This window comes from Sphaerisporangium corydalis, from assembly GCF_025506355.1.
In the GTDB taxonomy this organism is placed as follows: Bacteria; Actinomycetota; Actinomycetes; order Streptosporangiales; family Streptosporangiaceae; genus Sphaerisporangium; species Sphaerisporangium corydalis.
Map to the genome: position 1 here is coordinate 103,143 of NZ_JANZYP010000020.1, position 15,738 is coordinate 118,880.

Annotated in this window: 13 protein-coding genes and 1 tRNA gene; 5 read left to right on the forward strand and 9 right to left on the reverse strand. The window is 69.5% G+C overall.

The window, feature by feature from the left end; all coding sequences use genetic code 11:
• Nucleotides 1-113: 113 nt before the first annotated feature.
• From NYZ98_RS16620 to NYZ98_RS16640, 5 genes are all read right to left on the reverse strand, one after another.
• On the reverse strand, nt 114-1,112 hold the full coding sequence (locus tag NYZ98_RS16620) for an ABC transporter substrate-binding protein (RefSeq protein ID WP_262843687.1): 999 nt from the start codon (nt 1,110-1,112) through the stop codon (nt 114-116).
• 14 nt (nt 1,113-1,126) lie between these two features.
• Complete coding sequence (locus NYZ98_RS16625) at nt 1,127-1,879, reverse strand: amino acid ABC transporter ATP-binding protein (protein ID WP_262843703.1); 753 nt, start codon at nt 1,877-1,879, stop codon at nt 1,127-1,129.
• Nucleotides 1,880-1,884: 5 nt separating this feature from the next.
• A complete protein-coding gene (locus tag NYZ98_RS16630; protein WP_262843688.1) occupies nt 1,885-2,754 on the reverse strand; it encodes an amino acid ABC transporter permease in 870 nt (289 codons plus the stop codon).
• The gene (locus NYZ98_RS16635; protein WP_262843689.1) at nt 2,751-2,975 is read right to left on the reverse strand and encodes a hypothetical protein; all 225 of its coding nucleotides are present in this window, start codon (nt 2,973-2,975) and stop codon (nt 2,751-2,753) included. The genes NYZ98_RS16630 and NYZ98_RS16635 overlap by 4 nt, the downstream gene beginning before the upstream one ends.
• A 94-nt stretch (nt 2,976-3,069) precedes the next feature.
• The gene (locus tag NYZ98_RS16640; RefSeq protein WP_262843690.1) at nt 3,070-4,065 is read right to left on the reverse strand and encodes an ice-binding family protein; all 996 of its coding nucleotides are present in this window, start codon (nt 4,063-4,065) and stop codon (nt 3,070-3,072) included.
• A 468-nt stretch (nt 4,066-4,533) separates the two neighbouring features.
• Here NYZ98_RS16640 and NYZ98_RS16645 point away from each other — a divergent pair, with 468 nt between their 5' ends.
• Nucleotides 4,534-4,977 carry a subtilase-type protease inhibitor gene (locus NYZ98_RS16645; protein ID WP_262843704.1) on the forward strand — a complete coding sequence of 148 codons (444 nt, stop codon included), beginning with the start codon at nt 4,534-4,536 and terminating at the stop codon, nt 4,975-4,977.
• Nucleotides 4,978-5,005: 28 nt separating this feature from the next.
• Here the strand turns inward: NYZ98_RS16645 and NYZ98_RS16650 are convergent, their stop codons facing one another.
• Nucleotides 5,006-6,214 carry a S1 family peptidase gene (locus NYZ98_RS16650; protein ID WP_262843691.1) on the reverse strand — a complete coding sequence of 403 codons (1,209 nt, stop codon included), beginning with the start codon at nt 6,212-6,214 and terminating at the stop codon, nt 5,006-5,008.
• Between the two features lie 239 nt (nt 6,215-6,453).
• On the opposite strand from NYZ98_RS16650, the gene NYZ98_RS16655 reads away from it, so the two are divergent.
• Nucleotides 6,454-7,197, forward strand: coding sequence for a dienelactone hydrolase family protein (locus NYZ98_RS16655; protein WP_262843692.1), 744 nt, complete (start codon nt 6,454-6,456; stop codon nt 7,195-7,197).
• Nucleotides 7,198-7,278: 81 nt separating this feature from the next.
• Here the strand turns inward: NYZ98_RS16655 and NYZ98_RS16660 are convergent, their stop codons facing one another.
• Nucleotides 7,279-10,803, reverse strand: coding sequence for a BTAD domain-containing putative transcriptional regulator (locus NYZ98_RS16660; RefSeq protein WP_262843693.1), 3,525 nt, complete (start codon nt 10,801-10,803; stop codon nt 7,279-7,281).
• 434 nt (nt 10,804-11,237) lie between these two features.
• On the opposite strand from NYZ98_RS16660, the gene NYZ98_RS16665 reads away from it, so the two are divergent.
• The 3 genes from NYZ98_RS16665 (at nt 11,238) to NYZ98_RS16675 (ending at nt 14,584) form a co-directional block, all read left to right on the forward strand.
• Nucleotides 11,238-12,305 carry a GlxA family transcriptional regulator gene (locus NYZ98_RS16665; RefSeq protein ID WP_262843694.1) on the forward strand — a complete coding sequence of 356 codons (1,068 nt, stop codon included), beginning with the start codon at nt 11,238-11,240 and terminating at the stop codon, nt 12,303-12,305.
• A 269-nt stretch (nt 12,306-12,574) separates the two neighbouring features.
• A complete protein-coding gene (locus NYZ98_RS16670; protein ID WP_262843695.1) occupies nt 12,575-13,309 on the forward strand; it encodes a hypothetical protein in 735 nt (244 codons plus the stop codon).
• A gap of 324 nt (nt 13,310-13,633) precedes the next feature.
• The gene (locus NYZ98_RS16675; protein ID WP_262843696.1) at nt 13,634-14,584 is read left to right on the forward strand and encodes a matrixin family metalloprotease; all 951 of its coding nucleotides are present in this window, start codon (nt 13,634-13,636) and stop codon (nt 14,582-14,584) included.
• A gap of 396 nt (nt 14,585-14,980) precedes the next feature.
• On the opposite strand, the gene NYZ98_RS16680 is transcribed toward NYZ98_RS16675, so the two are convergent.
• Nucleotides 14,981-15,373 (reverse strand): hypothetical protein, encoded by a 393-nt coding sequence (locus NYZ98_RS16680; RefSeq protein WP_262843697.1) that lies wholly within the window; start codon nt 15,371-15,373, stop codon nt 14,981-14,983.
• Between the two features lie 283 nt (nt 15,374-15,656).
• A tRNA-Lys gene (locus NYZ98_RS16685) sits at nt 15,657-15,733 on the reverse strand.
• Nucleotides 15,734-15,738 lie beyond the last annotated feature (5 nt).

Genomic DNA, 15,738 nt, shown 5'->3' on the forward strand with positions numbered 1-15,738 from the left:
CACTTCCACGTCGAATTGCACATTCGATAAACAACCGCGACCAGCCGGTGCCCGAACGCCACGCGCCGGTCGGTACCACCTGCACGCGGGCCCTGACCGCGCGTGCCCGGGGGTCAGCTTGACTGGCGGGGGAGGCCGGGGGGGTTGATCTGGGAGGTGGGGATCGCTTCGTTGGACAGGCCCCAGCGGGCGAGGACCTCCTGGTACTTTCCGGTCTTGATGACCGTGTTGAGGGCCTCGTTGAGGGGTTTGACCAGGCCGTTGTCCTTCTTGGTCATCGCGGCGATGAGGCCCTGGAGGTCGGGGCCCGCGCCCGAGGCGGTGCCGACGATACGGGAGTCGCCGCTCACCGCGATGTTGTAGGCGATGGTCGGGTTCGGCCCGAAGTAGGCCTGGATGCGGCCCGACTTCAGTGCGAGCAGGGCGTCGCCGTACTTGGTGTAGTACTGGATCTCGGCCGGTGCGAGACCGGCCTCCTTGTTCTGTTCGTCCCAGTCGAGCAGGACCTTCTCCTGGTTGGTGCCCGACCCCACGGAGACGCGCAGCCCGGCGATGTCGGCGGGCTTGGTGATCGCCTTGATGGGACTGTTCGCCGGGACCTGCCAGGCGAGCTGGTCCACGCGGTAGGTGGCGAAGTCGTAGAGGTCCTTGCGCTCTTCGGTGACGGTGACGTTGTTGAAGACGGCCTCCAGCTTCCCGGACTTCGCACCGAGAAAGAGGTTCTCCCAGGAGCTGATCTCCGGTTTCAGTTCCAGGCCGAGGACGTCGGCCACGAGCTGGGCGATGTCGGTCTCCACGCCGATGAACGTCGTGTCGTCGTCGGCGAGGAAGTTCAGCGGCGGGGCGCCCTCGCCGCTGTAGCCGACGACGAGCTTGCCGTCCGCCGCGACGGCGGGGGGCACCTTCGCGGCGATGGCGTCGACCTTCTCCGCGCGTACGCGGTTCTGGTCGGGGCCGGTGTTGATCTTTTTGCCCGCCACGTTCGCGGCGTTCGTGGCGGCGTTCGTCCCGGCGGCCTTGGGCGGGACCGCCGGCTCGGTGCCGCACGCGGCGACGGCGAGGGCCAGGAGGAGTGCGGGCATGACGGAGGCCCGCCTGGGAGAGAGGCGCATGAGGGTTCCTAGGGTCAGAGGACTTTGCCGATGAAGGCGCGGGTGCGTTCGTGGCGGGGACCGTCGAGGACCTGGGACGGCGGCCCCTGTTCGAGGATCAGGCCGGCGTCCATGAAGACGACGGTGTCGGCCACCTCGCGGGCGAAGCCGATCTCGTGGGTGACGACGAGCATGGTCGTGCCGCTGCGGGCCAGGTCCTTCATCACTTCCAGGACCTCGCCGACGAGTTCGGGGTCGAGCGCCGAGGTCGGCTCGTCGAACAGCAGGACCTTGGGCTCCAGTGCCAGCGCCCGGGCGATGGCCACCCGCTGCTGCTGGCCACCCGACAGGGTGCGCGGGTAGGCGCCGGCCTTCTCCGCCAGGCCCACGCGGTCGAGCAGCCGGGTCACCAGGGCGTCGACCTCGGCCCGTGGCCGCCTCTGGGCCGAGAGCGGCGCCTCGGCCACGTTCTGCCGCACGGTGAGGTGCGGGAAGAGGTTGAAGTTCTGGAAGACGAACCCGATCTTCGTACGCTGCCGGAGGATCTCCCGCTCGTGCAGTTCGTGCAGCCGGTCGCCCGACCGCCGGTAGCCGAGCAGCTCGCCCTCGATCTCGACGGTGCCCGACTCCACCTTCTCCAGATGGTTGATCGTGCGGAGCAACGTCGACTTACCCGATCCGGACGGGCCGAGGATCACGGCCACCTCGCCCTGCCGCACGCTCAGGCTCACTCCGCGCAGCACGTGCAGCGGGCCGAAACTCTTGTGCACGTCGCGCAGCTCCACCATCGCCGTCACGAGCGTCCCCTGCCGTAGTGGCGCTCGACGTAAAACTGCGCGGCCGACAGCGCCGTGGTCAGGGCCAGGTACCAGACGGCCGCCACCAGGAGCAGGGCCATCACCCTGCCGTTGCGCATGTAGATCACCTGCACCTGGTAGAACAGCTCGGGCAGCGCCATGATGTAGACGACGGACGTGCCCTTGACCAGGCCGATGATCTCGTTGCCCGCGTTCGGCACGATGGTCCGCATCGCCTGCGGCAGGATGATCCGGAACAGCCGCCGCACGCGCGGGATGCCCAGCGCCGCCGCGGCCTCCCGCTGGCCCGGGTCCACCGACAGCAGCCCGCCCCGCACGATCTCGGCGGCGTACGCGGCCTGGTGCAGCGCCAGGCCGAGGGCCGCGGCGGTCAGCGGGCCGATGAGGTCCATGGTGCCGACGTCGAAGAAGGCGGGCCCGAAGGGGACCCCGAACGACAGCCGCGGGTACAGCAGCGCCAGGTTGTACCAGAACAGCAGTTGCAGGATCAACGGGACGGACCGGAAGAGCCAGACGTACCCCCAGGCCACCGACGACAGCAGCCGGTTGGGCGACAGGCGCATGAGGGCCAGCACGGTGCCCAGGGCGAACCCGAGGACGATGCCGAGCGCGGTCAGCTCAAGGGTGAGCACCACCGAGCGCAGGACCGAGGGGGCGAACAGGTACTCCCCGACGACCTCCCACTCCCACGCGGGGTTGGTGAAGAGCGAGTTGGCCGCCATCGCGAACAGCAGCAGGGCGAGGGCGCTCGCCGCCCAGCGCAGCGGATGGCGGGTCGGGACGACCCTGAGCGAGATCTCGTCCCGCCGGGCGGCCGGCGCCGCCTGGGTGCCGGAGAGCGTCATGATCCCACCGAGCCGGGTACGGCCGCCCTGTCGCGGTCCCGTCCGGCGACCCCCTCCCGGACCAGGGGGATCACCGTGAAGGCGTGGTGCTTCTGGTCGAGTGTGGCGGACGTCTTGAGGGCGCGGCGGAGCGTGTACTGCTTGTCGAACGAGGGACCGGAGCACGGCGAGGTTTCGGAGCCGTCGTCGGTCCCGCCGATGCCGAGGAACTCGACGGGCATGAGGGGCCGCCTTTCTGGGGCGATGTACACGCTCACCTCAACACAACCCGCACATTCCCGTCAAGACCTACTTGTTTAGTAGGTTTTTACGCGATCAGCCCGGCAGGACGTACTCAACGATCGCCGGTGAAGAGCTGCCGACGAACGCGGCCGTGCCGACATAGACGGCCTTGATCCGATGGATCCCGGCGGGAAGCGTGGCGATGTTCAGGACCGCGCGCCCCGTACCGTCGAGAGCGACGGCGCCGAGGATGGTCTTCTGGCCGTCGGTGAACACCACCAGGCCCGTCGGGATCGCCGTGCCGGTCGTGGTCTTCACCGTGGCGACGATGCTGACACGCTGGCTCACCGGTGTGGGGTTCGCAGAAGACGTCAGCGTGATGGCGGTGCTGGTGGCCGACTCGCCGCAGCTCGGGCGGGTGATCGTGTCAGTGTCCAGTGTCACCGCGGCTGTGCGTGCCAGGGCCCGGCCTTCCACGATGACGCCGGTCGTGACGGTGATCGAAGCCTGGGCCAGGATGTTCCCTCGCAGGGTGGAGTTGGTGCCGAGCGTGGCGGAGCTGCCGACCAGCCAGAACACGTTGCACGCCTGCGCGCCGTTGACGAGGGTCACGTCGCTCGCCGACGCCGTGATCAGTGTGGACGCGGCCTTGAAGATGAACACGGCGTTCGGGTCGCCCTGGGCGTCGAGGGTCAGCGTTCCGGTGATCCCGAACGTGCCCGCGGGAGAGTCGTACACGCCTGGTGTCTTGGTGCCGCCGCCGAGTTCCACCGGGACGGTCGCGGTGACCGGGCGCGCGGTGGCGTCGTCGAACGCGGTGGAGAGGTCGTTCTTGGCCTGCAGCGCGACGGCGTCGGCCACGTGTGCGGCTCCGCTGACATGCCCGGGGGGAAAGCCGGTCACCGAGGTGCCCGGGCTCAGCCCGAGATCACCGTTGACCGTGGTGGGGCCGGTGTTGGTGACCGTCGACCCGGCGAGGACCGCGAAGGCGGCGGCGGCCCCCAGCGGTACGGGCGGCGGCGTGGCCGCTCTCGCGCCGACGGGCCCGGCCACACCGAACAGGACACTGGTCGCACAGGTCAGAACCAAGGCGCGTACCAGCCGGGATGGTGAGGTGACCCCGCGGACGGCGCCTGTGAGACCTCTTGTCGCCATGGGCTTCCTTTCGTGAACGCCGGCTTCGGGTGCACCGCCGGCCGGAGGCGCGTCCAAGCTCTCGTCGGTCCGGCCGGCCTGCGCCGACCGGCGCGTGAGCGCGCAGAACCGATCTTCGAGACCGCGCGGTCAGGGGTCTGCCCGAGACGACACCAAAACGATCTTTAAGAGCCGCAAAGAATCACGTGGACCGTGCACCACTGGCGAAACGTCGTGGCGATTCGACCAGGGAGCGGTATGGAGTGAACCTGGTCGGCATCTGGTGATGTTGCCGTTGATCAGGTGCAATGTTGGCTCACGGTCGTGGCGTTGCTGTTTTTCCTGGGGGGCGCCGCGCGTCAAACTGGGGGGCAGTTGGACATCACACGATCGGGGGATGTGGTGGGACGTCTTTTGGTGCGGGTGGCCTGTCTCGTCGCGGGCTCTGCCGCGGCGGCCGGGTTCGGCCTGCCGGCCGCGAACGCCGGATCCGGCACTGAGCCGCCGCCAAGTGGCTCTGCCGCCAAGCCGGGCGCGCCGGCGCCGGCGCCGCAGGCCAGGGCGTTGGTACTCGTGGTCGGCCAGGGTCCGATTCTGGTGCCGCCGTCGCGGTCCGTGGTTCTGCAGTGCTCACCGCGAGGAGGGGGGACACACCCGCGAACGCAGGAGGCATGCTCGCTGCTGCAACCGGTGTCCGGTGATCTGCAGAGGATCAAACCTCCGAGGCTCCTGGTGTGTTCCGCGGAGTACCAACCGGTGACGGTCTCGTCGGTGGGCGTCTGGGACGACCACTTCGTCCTGTCGCTGCGGACCTTCACCAACAACTGCGAGCTGACGAAGACCCTGGGTGCGGTGACGGCCTTCTGATGTCTCGCCCGGAGGATCGGGCCGGTGGTCAGCCGCCGCCGGCCGGTGCGGATGCCGCGCCGGCCGGCGGCGGATCGGCCGTGGTGACCAGGGTCAGGTCGTAGGCGGCGAGGATCGGGCCGATCGGCTGGAAGTACGTGGTGCCGACCGAGCCGCAGTCCCCGAAACCGCCGGAGGCGACGCCCTGGGCCTGGTCGAGGGAGATGAACGAACCGCCGGAGTCGCCGCGTTCGGCGCAGACGCTGGTGCGGGTCATCCCGAAGACGTTCCCCTGGGCGTAGGTGATGGTGGCGTCGCGTTGCTGGATGAGGCCGCAGTGCCAGTCGCTGGTGGAGCCGGACCTGCAGACCGAGGCGCCCTCGATGGCCACCTTGGCACCGGCGACGGGCACGGTGCCGCCCGACCCGTCGTCCACCGCCGGGCGGGGCTTCCAGTTGGCGTTCACCAGGACCCAGGCGTAGTCGGCGATCGGGAAGGTGGAGGCCTGGAAGACGCCTTGGGCGACCCGGTTGAATCCGGTGGTGGTCTGGCCCGCCTTGCCGCAGTGCCCGGCGCTGATGAAACCGTTCTGGGTCCCGTGCCGCACCGGGAAACCGACCGAGCAGCGGTCGGTGATGCCGATGTAGAACGCGGTGCCGCCCACCAGGTCGTCCAGCGGCCGGGGCTGTTCGGTGGACGGCAGCACCACCACCGCGGACTTGTCCACACCCGTACCCTCGATGAGGGTGTCGACGGCCTCGGGCTTCTGGGCGAGGATCACGACCTTGTTCGTCTTGGCGTCCACGTAACGCACGCTCGCCACCGGCGGCTTCACGGGGAGAGCCTGGTCGAGCTTGTGCTTGATCTTGGTGAGCTGATCCAGCGACTTGGTGACGACCTCGGCCTGGGCGCCCGCGGCGATGATCCGCGGGATGTCGGCGGGGCTGGTGGTGGCCACCACCAGGGTCTGCGCGGTGGTCCCCCGCAGCCACGCGCCGCCGAAGCGGTCACCGAGCTCGCGGCGGAACCGCGCTTCCATCGGGGTCAGGCGAACCTCGTTGATCAGGCGGGCCTGGGCCTGCTTCATGCTGAGCCCCAGGTCACGCTGCAGTGCCTCCAGCATGCCCGGCGGTGGCGGAGGGGGAGGCACCGTGGCCCGGAGGCCCGCTCCCCGGCCGTCCGCCCCGGCCGGGACGGCGCTCAGGGCGACCGCGGTGATCATTAGGACGCACCCGGTGGTGGCATGTCTGTGGGACATGGGCTTCTCCTGGACCTCGGCTATCACAGCAAGGGGGAGATCGACCTGCACCACCGGTGATCACGTGTCGTGGGCACTGCCACCCTAAGCCAGGTCACCCCGCGAACGCCGGACGGCACGCGGACCATCAGCGCGACCGTCGGCGTGAGCCGCGTGAGACCCGCCCCTCTCACGTCGCACGATCCCGGGCCCTGCTAGCGTCCAGTGATCGGATTCGACGACTCGTGGAAGGCGGCCGCGTGCCACGCGTAGACACCCAGATCCCCACACCCGATGGCCACAGCGACGCGACCCTGCACCTCCCCGACGGGGACGGCCCCTGGCCTGGCGTGCTGGTCTTCCCCGACGCGGGCGGAACGCGGGAGACCTTCCTGCGGATGGGTGACCGGCTGGCCGGCATGGGCTATGTCGCACTCATCCCCGACACCTACTACCGGGCGGGGCAGTGGGCGCCGTTCGACGTGGCCACCCTGTTCACCGACGATCAGGAGCGGGCCCGGATGGGCAAGCTGGCCGGTGTGCTGACCAACGATCGGATCGTCAGCGACTCCGGCGCCTACGCCGACTTCCTGCTGGCCCGACCGGAGGTGTCCGGGACCGCGATCGGCACCACCGGCTACTGCCTGGGCGGGCGCATGTCCCTGATCGCCGCGACCGGCCTCGGCGACAGGATCGCGGCCGCGGCGTCCTTCCACGGCGGCAGGCTCGCCGTCGCCGACGACCCCTCCAGCCCGCACCTGGCGGCCGGCCGCATCACCGCCACCGTCTACGTGGCCGGTGCCGAGAACGACGGTTCCTTCACCACCGAACAGGCCGGCCTGCTGCGCGATGCGCTGGGCGGCGCCGGGGTCGACCACACTGTGGAGATCTACCCAGCCGGTCACGGCTTCGCCGTACCGGACAACCCCACCTACGACGAGGCGGCCGCCACCCGGCACTGGGCCGCACTCGACCGGCTCTACGGGACCTCTCTGTCCGGATGACCGAGCATTGAACGGCGGCGGCACGAGCACGGGGCTCGCGGCGGGCGGTCATGACCGGCCGGCCGTATCGTCCGCACGGTTTCATCCTGGGATGATCTCGTGGAACAGCCGCGCGCTCTGCTCCCGGTAACCGAGGGCGTCGGGGGCGGCGTTGGCGAGGGTGGCGAGGGTGCGGGCCTCGCCCAGGCGGTGGCCGGTGCGGCGGTGGACGTCCAGAGCGAGCCGCGCCTGCCGGACCGCCTCGACCGGGTCTCCGCCGGTCAGGGCGATGTCGGCGAGGGCGGTACGGGCCAGCCCCTCCATGATGCGGAAGGACCGCTCGCGGGCGATCCGAAAAGCCTGCTCGGCGTGGGACGCGGCGTCGGCCCTGCCGAGGCCGCGGGCCGCGTTCGCCAGCCCGATGAGGCCGGCCGTCCTGACGAGCCAGTGGACCTCGCCGGCCAGTTCCGTCGCGCGGCGGTGGTGGTCGACGGCCTGGGCGTGGCGGCCGGTGCGCTCGTGGAGCCTGCCCAGAGCGTTGTGGGCCATCGCCTCGGCGAGGCGGTCGTCGCTGTCGCGGCCGCGGTCCAGCGCCTGTCGCGCGAGGGCCGTCGCCGCGTCGTATCGGCCGAGGTCGCAGTGGACTTCGGCGAGGACGACCAGGCAGGGGAGCTCGACGGCCTGGGATCCCGCCTCCACGCAGCGGGCATGCGCCCGGGTGAGGTGTTCGAGCGCCTCGTCGAGCCTTCCCTGCAGATGGCAGACCTCGCCGAGGTTGAGCGCGATCATGCCGTCGGGGTCGGAGTGGAGTTCAAGGGCCTGGGTGAGGTGGCGGTACGCGGCGTCCAGAAGGCCCAGCGGGGCGTACACCGCGGCGAGGTTGACGTGCTTGACGCCCAGCCAGGCTGACCGCCCGTCCTCTTCGTCAAGCTTGATGCCTTCGCGCAGGCTTCTGGCGGCGTCGTCCAGTTGCCCGGCGCGCAGGTAGTGGCCGGCCAGGTTGTTCCGGATGGAGGACATGCCCTCCTTCCACTCGCCCTGGTCGGCGAGCGCGAGGGCCTGGGTGTACAACGGGAGCGCGTCATCTCGTTCCAGGAACACGTGCGCGTTCGCCAGGGCCAGTGTGGCCGAGGCCATTCCCGGTACGTCCCCCTCCTCGCGGGCGGCCGTCGCGGCCGTCTGCGCGCACGAGAGCCAGTCGCTCGTGTTGCCGCTCGCCCAGAAATGGCTGCGCATCGCGTCGACGAGCAGCCACGCCGAGCGCCGTGGACCGGTTCTGGCCGCCTGGTGGACGGCGGCGACGAGGTTGTGATGCTCGGCGGCGAGCCATGCCGCCGCCGAGGCGAGATCGGCGAACGCGACGGCCGTCACGGCCTCGGACGGCACGTCCCCCGCCGTCACGCCCTCGGACCTCGCGACCACCCCCTCGGGCGTCGTGGCCAGCGGGAGTCTGGCCCAGTGGGGGTGGCTCCGCTCGACGGCGGCCCGGACGTTCAGCAGGTACCAGTCGTACAGGCGCCGCCCGGCCGCCGCCAGGTCCTCGGGCGTCTCCTCGTCGCGGGCACGTTCGGCGGCGTACAACCGCAGCAGGTCGTGAAAGCGGTAACGGCCGGGCGCGTACCGGTCGAGCAGGTGGGCGGCCGCCAGCCTGCCGACCTCCTGCCTGGCCTGTGTCGCGGTGAGACCGCTGAGCGCGGCGGCAGCGCCGAGGGTGAAGTCGGTGCCGGGCACCAGGCCGAGCAATCGGAACAGCCGGGCCGCGCGCGGCGGCAGCGCCGCGTAGGAGAGGGCGAACGCCGTCTCCACCGCCGTGTTCCTGGTGTCGCCGATCGCCAGTTCGGCGAGCCGGTCGCCCTCGCGGAGGGCGGTGACGTAGTCCTCGACCGTGCCGTAGGCGCCCCGGCTGATGTTCGCCGCCGCGATACGCAGGGCGAGCGGCAGGTGCGCGCACAGCCGGGCCAGGTCGCGGATCATTTCGGGAGACGTCCCGCCGGCGCGCGCGCCGACCACCTTCGTCAGCAGGGCGACGGCCTCCTCGTCGGTGAGCACGTCCGGGTGCACGATCAGCGCGTCGTCGTACACCGTGAGGCCGGACAGGTCGTTGCGGCTGGTGACGACGACCGCGCTGTGGGGGCTCGCCGGGATGAGCGGACGGACCTGCTCGGGGCTGGTCGCGTTGTCGAGCACCAGCAGCATCCGGCGGTTCGCCGTCATCGACCGGAACAGCGAGACCCGAGCGTCGACATCGAACGGGACGGCCGCCGGCGCCACCCCGAGGGCGAGCAGGAAGCCGGTCAGCGCGTCCGCGGCCGTCTTGGCGGCGTTGTCGGAATAGCCGTGCAGGTTGTAGAAGAGCTGTCCGTCGGTGAAGCGGTGACGCACGTGATGGGACCAGTGCACGGCGAGTGCCGTCTTGCCCACCCCGGCCATGCCGCTGATCACCGACACCTTGGCCGCCGCCGGATGCCCGTCCACGGCGGCGAGATAGGCGTCCAGCTCGCCGATCTGACGCTCGCGGCCGGTGAACGTGGCGATGTCCGGCGGAAGCCCGGCCGGAACATGATCCGCTTCACGGCCGGACGCCGGAGAGGCGGGCGTCGCAGGGGTGTGCGTTGGAGGGGCGGGCGTCGGCGCGGCGGGCCCGGCTCCGTTGTGGAGGGTCCTGAGGTAGGCGTCCCGCAGTTCGGGGCCCGGCTCGATGCCGAGGTCGTCCCTGAGCCGGCGCCGAAGGTCCTGGAACAGCCGCAGCGCAGCGGCCCGTTGCCCGGACCCGGCCAGCGCGAGCACGATCAGCGCGTTCAGGCCCTCGTGCAGCGGTTCGGCGTGGACGATCTCCCGCAGCCGGGTCAGCGCGGCCTGGTGGTGCCCGAGGTCCAGGGCCAGGCCGGCGTACTCCAGGACCGCGGTGAGACGTCGCTGGGACAGCGCGACGACGTCCGGGTGGTGCGGCGCGAGCGGCGCGAGGTCGGCCAGCGCCTGCCCTCGCCACAGCGACAGCGCCGTACCGTAGGCGTCCTCCGCCTGCTCGGGCTCCCCCGCGACGCGGTGGGCCGAGGCCCTGTCCACCAGGTCGGCGAACGTCAGCGCGTCGCTCTGCCCGGTCGCCAGGGTGAGGCGGTAGCCGGCGCCGGTGCGGCTGATCAGCTCCTCCCCCGCGCCGATTCCGTCGAAGAACCGCCGCAGACGCGACACGTAGGTGTGCACCAGGTTCAGGTAGGTGCCGGGGATCTCCTCTGCCCAGAGGAAGTCGACGATCTCGGCGTGTGTGACGACGCGATTGGCCTGGAGCGCGAGCAGGCCGAGGAGACGGCGCTGCATGGAAGGCTTCAGGTCGACGTCGCGCCCGTGCGCGCGGATCGTCAGCGGCCCCAGGAGGTCGACGCGGAGAACCGCTTCCCTGGTCGGCCGCGTCGGAGGCGGGCCGGCCGCCTGGAGCATGTCGAGTTCGGCGGCGGACAGACCGACCGCCTCTGCCAGTTTGCGTCCGGATCGGGTGTGAAGGCGCCGGGCCACGCCCTGCTCGATGTCGCGCAGCGTGCGGACGCTGATGCCGGCCTGGTCGGCGAGCTCCCGCTGGGTGATGCCCGCTCGCTCGCGATGCGCGAGCAGGAACTCGCCCAACGTCATGGAGCCTCCCGCCGGCACCTCGGCGCCGTCGTCGAGCGTCCGATCGTCGCACCACCGCCTGCCTGAGACGAGTCTAGGTGATCATGAAGGGCTTCGCCCGGGGTTTTCCGGCCGGGAAGGTGCCTCCCGGTTCGCGGGAGCGGCCGATCCGGAACGCGCGACGCGCCGGCTCGTGACCGGAGACAGCCCTCTCGATCCCGTCGTCCGTGACCCCTGGTTCTGCCGGTGGCGGCGACTTTTGCCGGTGGGCCGCGATCGACGGGCATCGTCCGAGGTCAGCGGGCCGGCTCGTGGAGGCGTGCGGAAGCAGGGGCTCCAGGTGCGGTACAGCGACCGGCCACCCGGCCTTCCTAGGCTCAGCGGAGCGATCGTGCGGGGGCGTCGATTTCGCGCGTTCACCGTACGGAACCGACTCCACGTGAGAGGAACCACCGGTGACCGGAATCACGCAGCTGCGGCGGTCCGACGTCGGCCGATGCCACCCGGAGAAGAGACATCGCCCGCCGAACCGCCCGTCCGCCGCCGCTTCGGGCGGCCCCTTCCGCGTGGTCGTCTTCGCCACCGAGGGGGTGAGCTCGTTCGCGCTAGGCGCGGTGAGCCAGGTCTTCGCCGACCGGTCCCACCTGGGGTTACCCCGCTTCTCCCTCACCGTTTGCGCCGGCGAGGGCGGCGCCCTGCGCACCGATCTCGGCCTGCTCCTCTCGGTGGAACACGGTCCCGAGGCGATGCGCACCGCCGACCTGATCATCATGCTCCCCACCGAAGCCAGGCCGCTGACCGTGCGCCGACCGGTCGTCGACGCGATCGGCGACGCCTTCCGCCGGGGAACCATCGTCGCCGCCTACGGCACGGGGTCGTTCCTGCTGGCCGAGACCGGCCTGCTCGACGGCCGCCGTGCCGCCACCGACTGGGCCCTCGCCGGTCGGCTGGCCGAGAGACATCCGAGGATCACCGTGGATCCGGTGGCCCTGTACGTCGATGAGGGGCGCATCGTGACCGGGGCCGGAGCGGCGGCGGGCATCGACATGTGCCTGCATCTGCTGCGCCGCGAACTCGGTCCTGCCGTGTCCGACGCCGTCGCCAGGGAGGCGATGGTCGCGGCGCGGCGCGCGAGCGGGCAGGTCCAGTACGTCCCCGCTCCGTGGAGCGTCGGGGGCGCCCGGCGGGCGGGGTTCCGCGACCCGCGCCTGGACGAGGTCCTGCTGTGGGCACGGACCCGGCTCCGGGAGGCCATGTCGGTGGACGATCTGGCCAGGCGCGCGTTGATGAGCCCGCGCACCTTCGCCCGCCGCTTCCGGGAGGCCACCGGCACCACGCCCCGCACCTGGCTGCGCGACCAGCGGCTTGATCGGGCCGAGGAGTTGCTGGAGACCACCGACCTGCCGATCCAGAAGATCGCCGACCTGGTCGGGATGGGTTCCGACGGCGTCCTGCGCGACCATTTCGTCAAACGGCACGGGATCCCGCCGCGCGACTGGCGGCGCGATTCGACCAGGCGATGAGAATGTCGATTCGGTGCGGCTCCGGAGGTCTCCGGCCGCCAAATATCGCCGTGTTCCTGCCAATCCTGGGCTCCGGCGGTTCGCCCGCCATCAGCCCATTCCGGGGCCTGCGGACCGGGAGTAGCCGTTCACCCAGCGGAATTCGTCGGCGGCGGCCGTCTCCACCGTGACCGCGGGACGACAAGAACGATATTCGGCCCGGCCTGGCACCGATCTTGTGACTGCTAACGTGCCTGCTGTTTGATCCGTGAAAGAAATGAGGATTCATAGTGAGAATCGCGATCTGGGCGACGGTCACGGCCCTGGCGGCGACTTTGGGTTTCGCACCGTCCGCGTCGGCGAGCGCGAAGGTCCAGGAGGACGACCTTCTCGCCTCCGGTTCGAGCCTGCGGGCCGACGAGTTCGTCACCTCAGACAATGGCAAATTCCGGCTGTACCAGCAGAAGGACGGCAACGTCGTGCTGCGTCGCGGCACGACCGCCGTCTGGTCGACCGGCACCTCGGGCAAGGGCGTCTTCACCACGATGCAGCGTGACGGCAACCTCGTCGTCCGCGACGCCTCCGACAAGGCGCTGTGGACGTCCAACACCGGCTCCAACGGTGCCGTGCTGGCGGTCCAGGACGACGGGAACATCGTCATCTACAGCAAGACCGGCAAGGCGCTCTGGGACCGGCGAACCCACATCGAGGGGCTCATGTCCGGACAGAGCCTGAAGACCGATGAGTACGTCAGGTCCCGCAACGGCCAGTACCGCCTGTACCAGCAGAAGGACGGCAACGTCGTGCTGCGCCACGGTACGACCGCCGTCTGGTCGACCGGCACCTCGGGCAAGGGCGTCTTCACCACGATGCAGCGCGACGGCAACCTCGTCGTCCGCGACGCCTCCGGGGAGCCGCTGTGGAGCACCGGGACCTCGTCGCCCGGCGCCCTGCTGTCGGTCCAGGACGACGGCAATGTCGTCATCTACGGCAAGGCCGGCCAGGCCGTGTGGGACCGCGACTGAGCCGTTGCCCGGCGCGGTTTCATCTGAGGTGATCCGCGGATATCCGGCCCCTGGGGAATTCCGGTTCCCAGGGGCCGCTCGCGTTCCGATTTCAGCGGGCGAAGACCGGGGGAAAGCCGCCAGAAAACGTAGCCCTTCCGCCACTCCTCCGCACAAGGTTGCCAAGATCAAGGCCCGCACGTCACAGTGATCTCGGTTATCCATTCTGTGAGTTGTCGTCAATACCTGAACCGGGTGACGAATATTCGATCAGCCCAGGGCGATCGCCTCTCTCACCGGTTCTCAGAAAGTAGAACTCGAATGCCTTCTCTTCGGCTTCGTACCATGCTCGCCTCGGCCGCCGCGCTGGCGGCCGTCACGATGGTCACCACCAGCGCGTACGCCGACCCCGGCCACGACAGGCCCGGCTCCCCCTCCCCTGCGGCGCCCGGAACGACGGACGCCCGCGAACTGCCGGCCAAGGCCGGCAGCCCGGAAACGAACCTGGCCGCCTACCCGAAGCTGACCGACGAGCAGATCGCCGAGAAGGTCGCCGCGGAACGCGCGGAGAGGGCCAAGACCCCGGTGGACACGACCCCCATCGTGGACGTGACCGCCACGGAGTCGCTTCCCGACGGGACCGTGCGGGTGGACACCTACACGCCCGCGCAGGGCATGGCCCCCGAGAAGCTCGCCGCCTCGCTGCGCAAGGAGGGGAAGCAGAACGTCAAGGTGACCTCGCACGCCCCTGAGTCCCACACGAAGTCCGACGTCGGGACCGCGGGGGCCGACGACTGCTCCTACGGCCAGGCGCGGACGGTAACCTGCCCGGTCTCCTACTGGCGGAACCTGGGCCGGGGAAACCCGGTGGTGATGTTCAGCGACTACTCGAGCGCGGCCTGGCCGACGGACGCCGCCGTCTACAAGTGGAACGTCGTTCCCAACATCGACAGCTGGTACCGCTACGGCGGCCACTGCGACGTGCTCAACGACGCCTTCTGCGTCAACGTGTACTCGGCCGACTACGGCGACAACGGCTGGTGGGGACGCACCACCCACTACTACATCCCGCCGTACTACGGAGCCATCATCAAGGCGGAAGTAGAGCTCAACGACCACCCCAACCTGACGGCCGCACAGCACAACAGCACCGTCATCCACGAACTGGGCCACGTACTCGGCCTGGGCCACAACATGTGGAGCGGCGACGTCATGTACGCGTACACGCCCTACAGGCAGGACATCGGCGGCGAGAACTCGGCGATGCTCGCGTCGATCTACTCCGTCTACCGCTAAAGCCCACCAAGCCGAAACGACCTGGGCACCCTCCACAACATGGAGGGTGCCCAGGTCGTCGGTGTTACGGCGAAGGCCATGGAAGCGGCGAAGAGCCTGGATGTGCAGAAGAAGCCTCGGCCTCGCCATTCGTTCACGCCGGAGTTGCTCAACCGAATGAAAGAGCACTCTATATCAGAATCCTGACGTCCGAATCACTCAGATGATCGATGTTCAGCATTCGCCGCTGGTCTGGCCTGCCAAAGTACGCGCTTAGTGAGTCCACGATCCCGTAGTTGAGAGCGAGTCGACTGCTCGGATCCTTCTCGTGGGACACCGAGACCCTCATCATCGGCCTGTATCCATCGATTCGAAACTCGATATCTGTAGCATTCGGAGAGGATAGAAATATCCGACTCAAATCGCCTGTCCAAGTCCGCCCATAGATGGTCCAGGGTCAGCGCCAAAGGCAACCATCTTCGTGATCCACGCGTGTTTGGTCAAACGTGAGCCAGTTGGATCAGGTATTCCAAATGTTTCATCGTCGGGTGGCGCCGAACGGGCGGGGAGGCCTTTTGCGACCAGCGCGCCGCGAAGGGCCTCCCTTTGGAACTCGTCGTAACCTACTTCGATGTCGACGACATCGTCAGACTGCATCACCGTCAGTGTCGCCACATGCGGGCGAAGGCCGACGGAAATGATGCCCATCCCGGTTTCGGCATTGGCTCGTTGCAATGCCGCCACCTCGTACACCAGTCGCATGCAATTCACGACTTCGGGAGCATCATCTCGCGTGTCGTCGATTCTCATCGCTACCTCTTGACGATTCCTGCCAGTCGGGGGCCTCGGAATAACGGGGGTCACTATGGTCCCCTCCGACCCACGATGGACACCAGACCCTTCGATAAGCCGGCTCGCGCGGGAGTGGCACCAATGCCCCGGCACCCAGCCCCGATCCCGGAAGGGACGTGATGGCCCCGCTCCCGCTCTCGGCCGGTCGCGACCAACGAGTTCACACGACCCACACAGGGCCGGAAATGACTGTGGGCACCCTCCACGATGTGGAGAGTGCCCAGGTCATCGGCCTTGGCCGTGGTGCGCCGCCAGGGACTCGAACCCCGGACCCGCTGATTAAGAGTCAGCTGCTCTAACCAACTGAGCTAGCGGCGCCTGAC

Coding starts and splice junctions, on each gene's coding strand:
- NYZ98_RS16650 (WP_262843691.1), bottom strand. CDS start 6,214: ATGTCCCACAGACATGCCACCACCGGGTGCGTCCTAATGATCACCGCG.
- NYZ98_RS16635 (WP_262843689.1), bottom strand. CDS start 2,975: ATGCCCGTCGAGTTCCTCGGCATCGGCGGGACCGACGACGGCTCCGAA.
- NYZ98_RS16620 (WP_262843687.1), bottom strand. CDS start 1,112: ATGCGCCTCTCTCCCAGGCGGGCCTCCGTCATGCCCGCACTCCTCCTG.
- NYZ98_RS16625 (WP_262843703.1), bottom strand. CDS start 1,879: ATGGTGGAGCTGCGCGACGTGCACAAGAGTTTCGGCCCGCTGCACGTG.
- NYZ98_RS16680 (WP_262843697.1), bottom strand. CDS start 15,373: ATGAGAATCGACGACACGCGAGATGATGCTCCCGAAGTCGTGAATTGC.
- NYZ98_RS16660 (WP_262843693.1), bottom strand. CDS start 10,803: ATGACGTTGGGCGAGTTCCTGCTCGCGCATCGCGAGCGAGCGGGCATC.
- NYZ98_RS16630 (WP_262843688.1), bottom strand. CDS start 2,754: ATGACGCTCTCCGGCACCCAGGCGGCGCCGGCCGCCCGGCGGGACGAG.
- NYZ98_RS16675 (WP_262843696.1), top strand. CDS start 13,634: ATGCTCGCCTCGGCCGCCGCGCTGGCGGCCGTCACGATGGTCACCACC.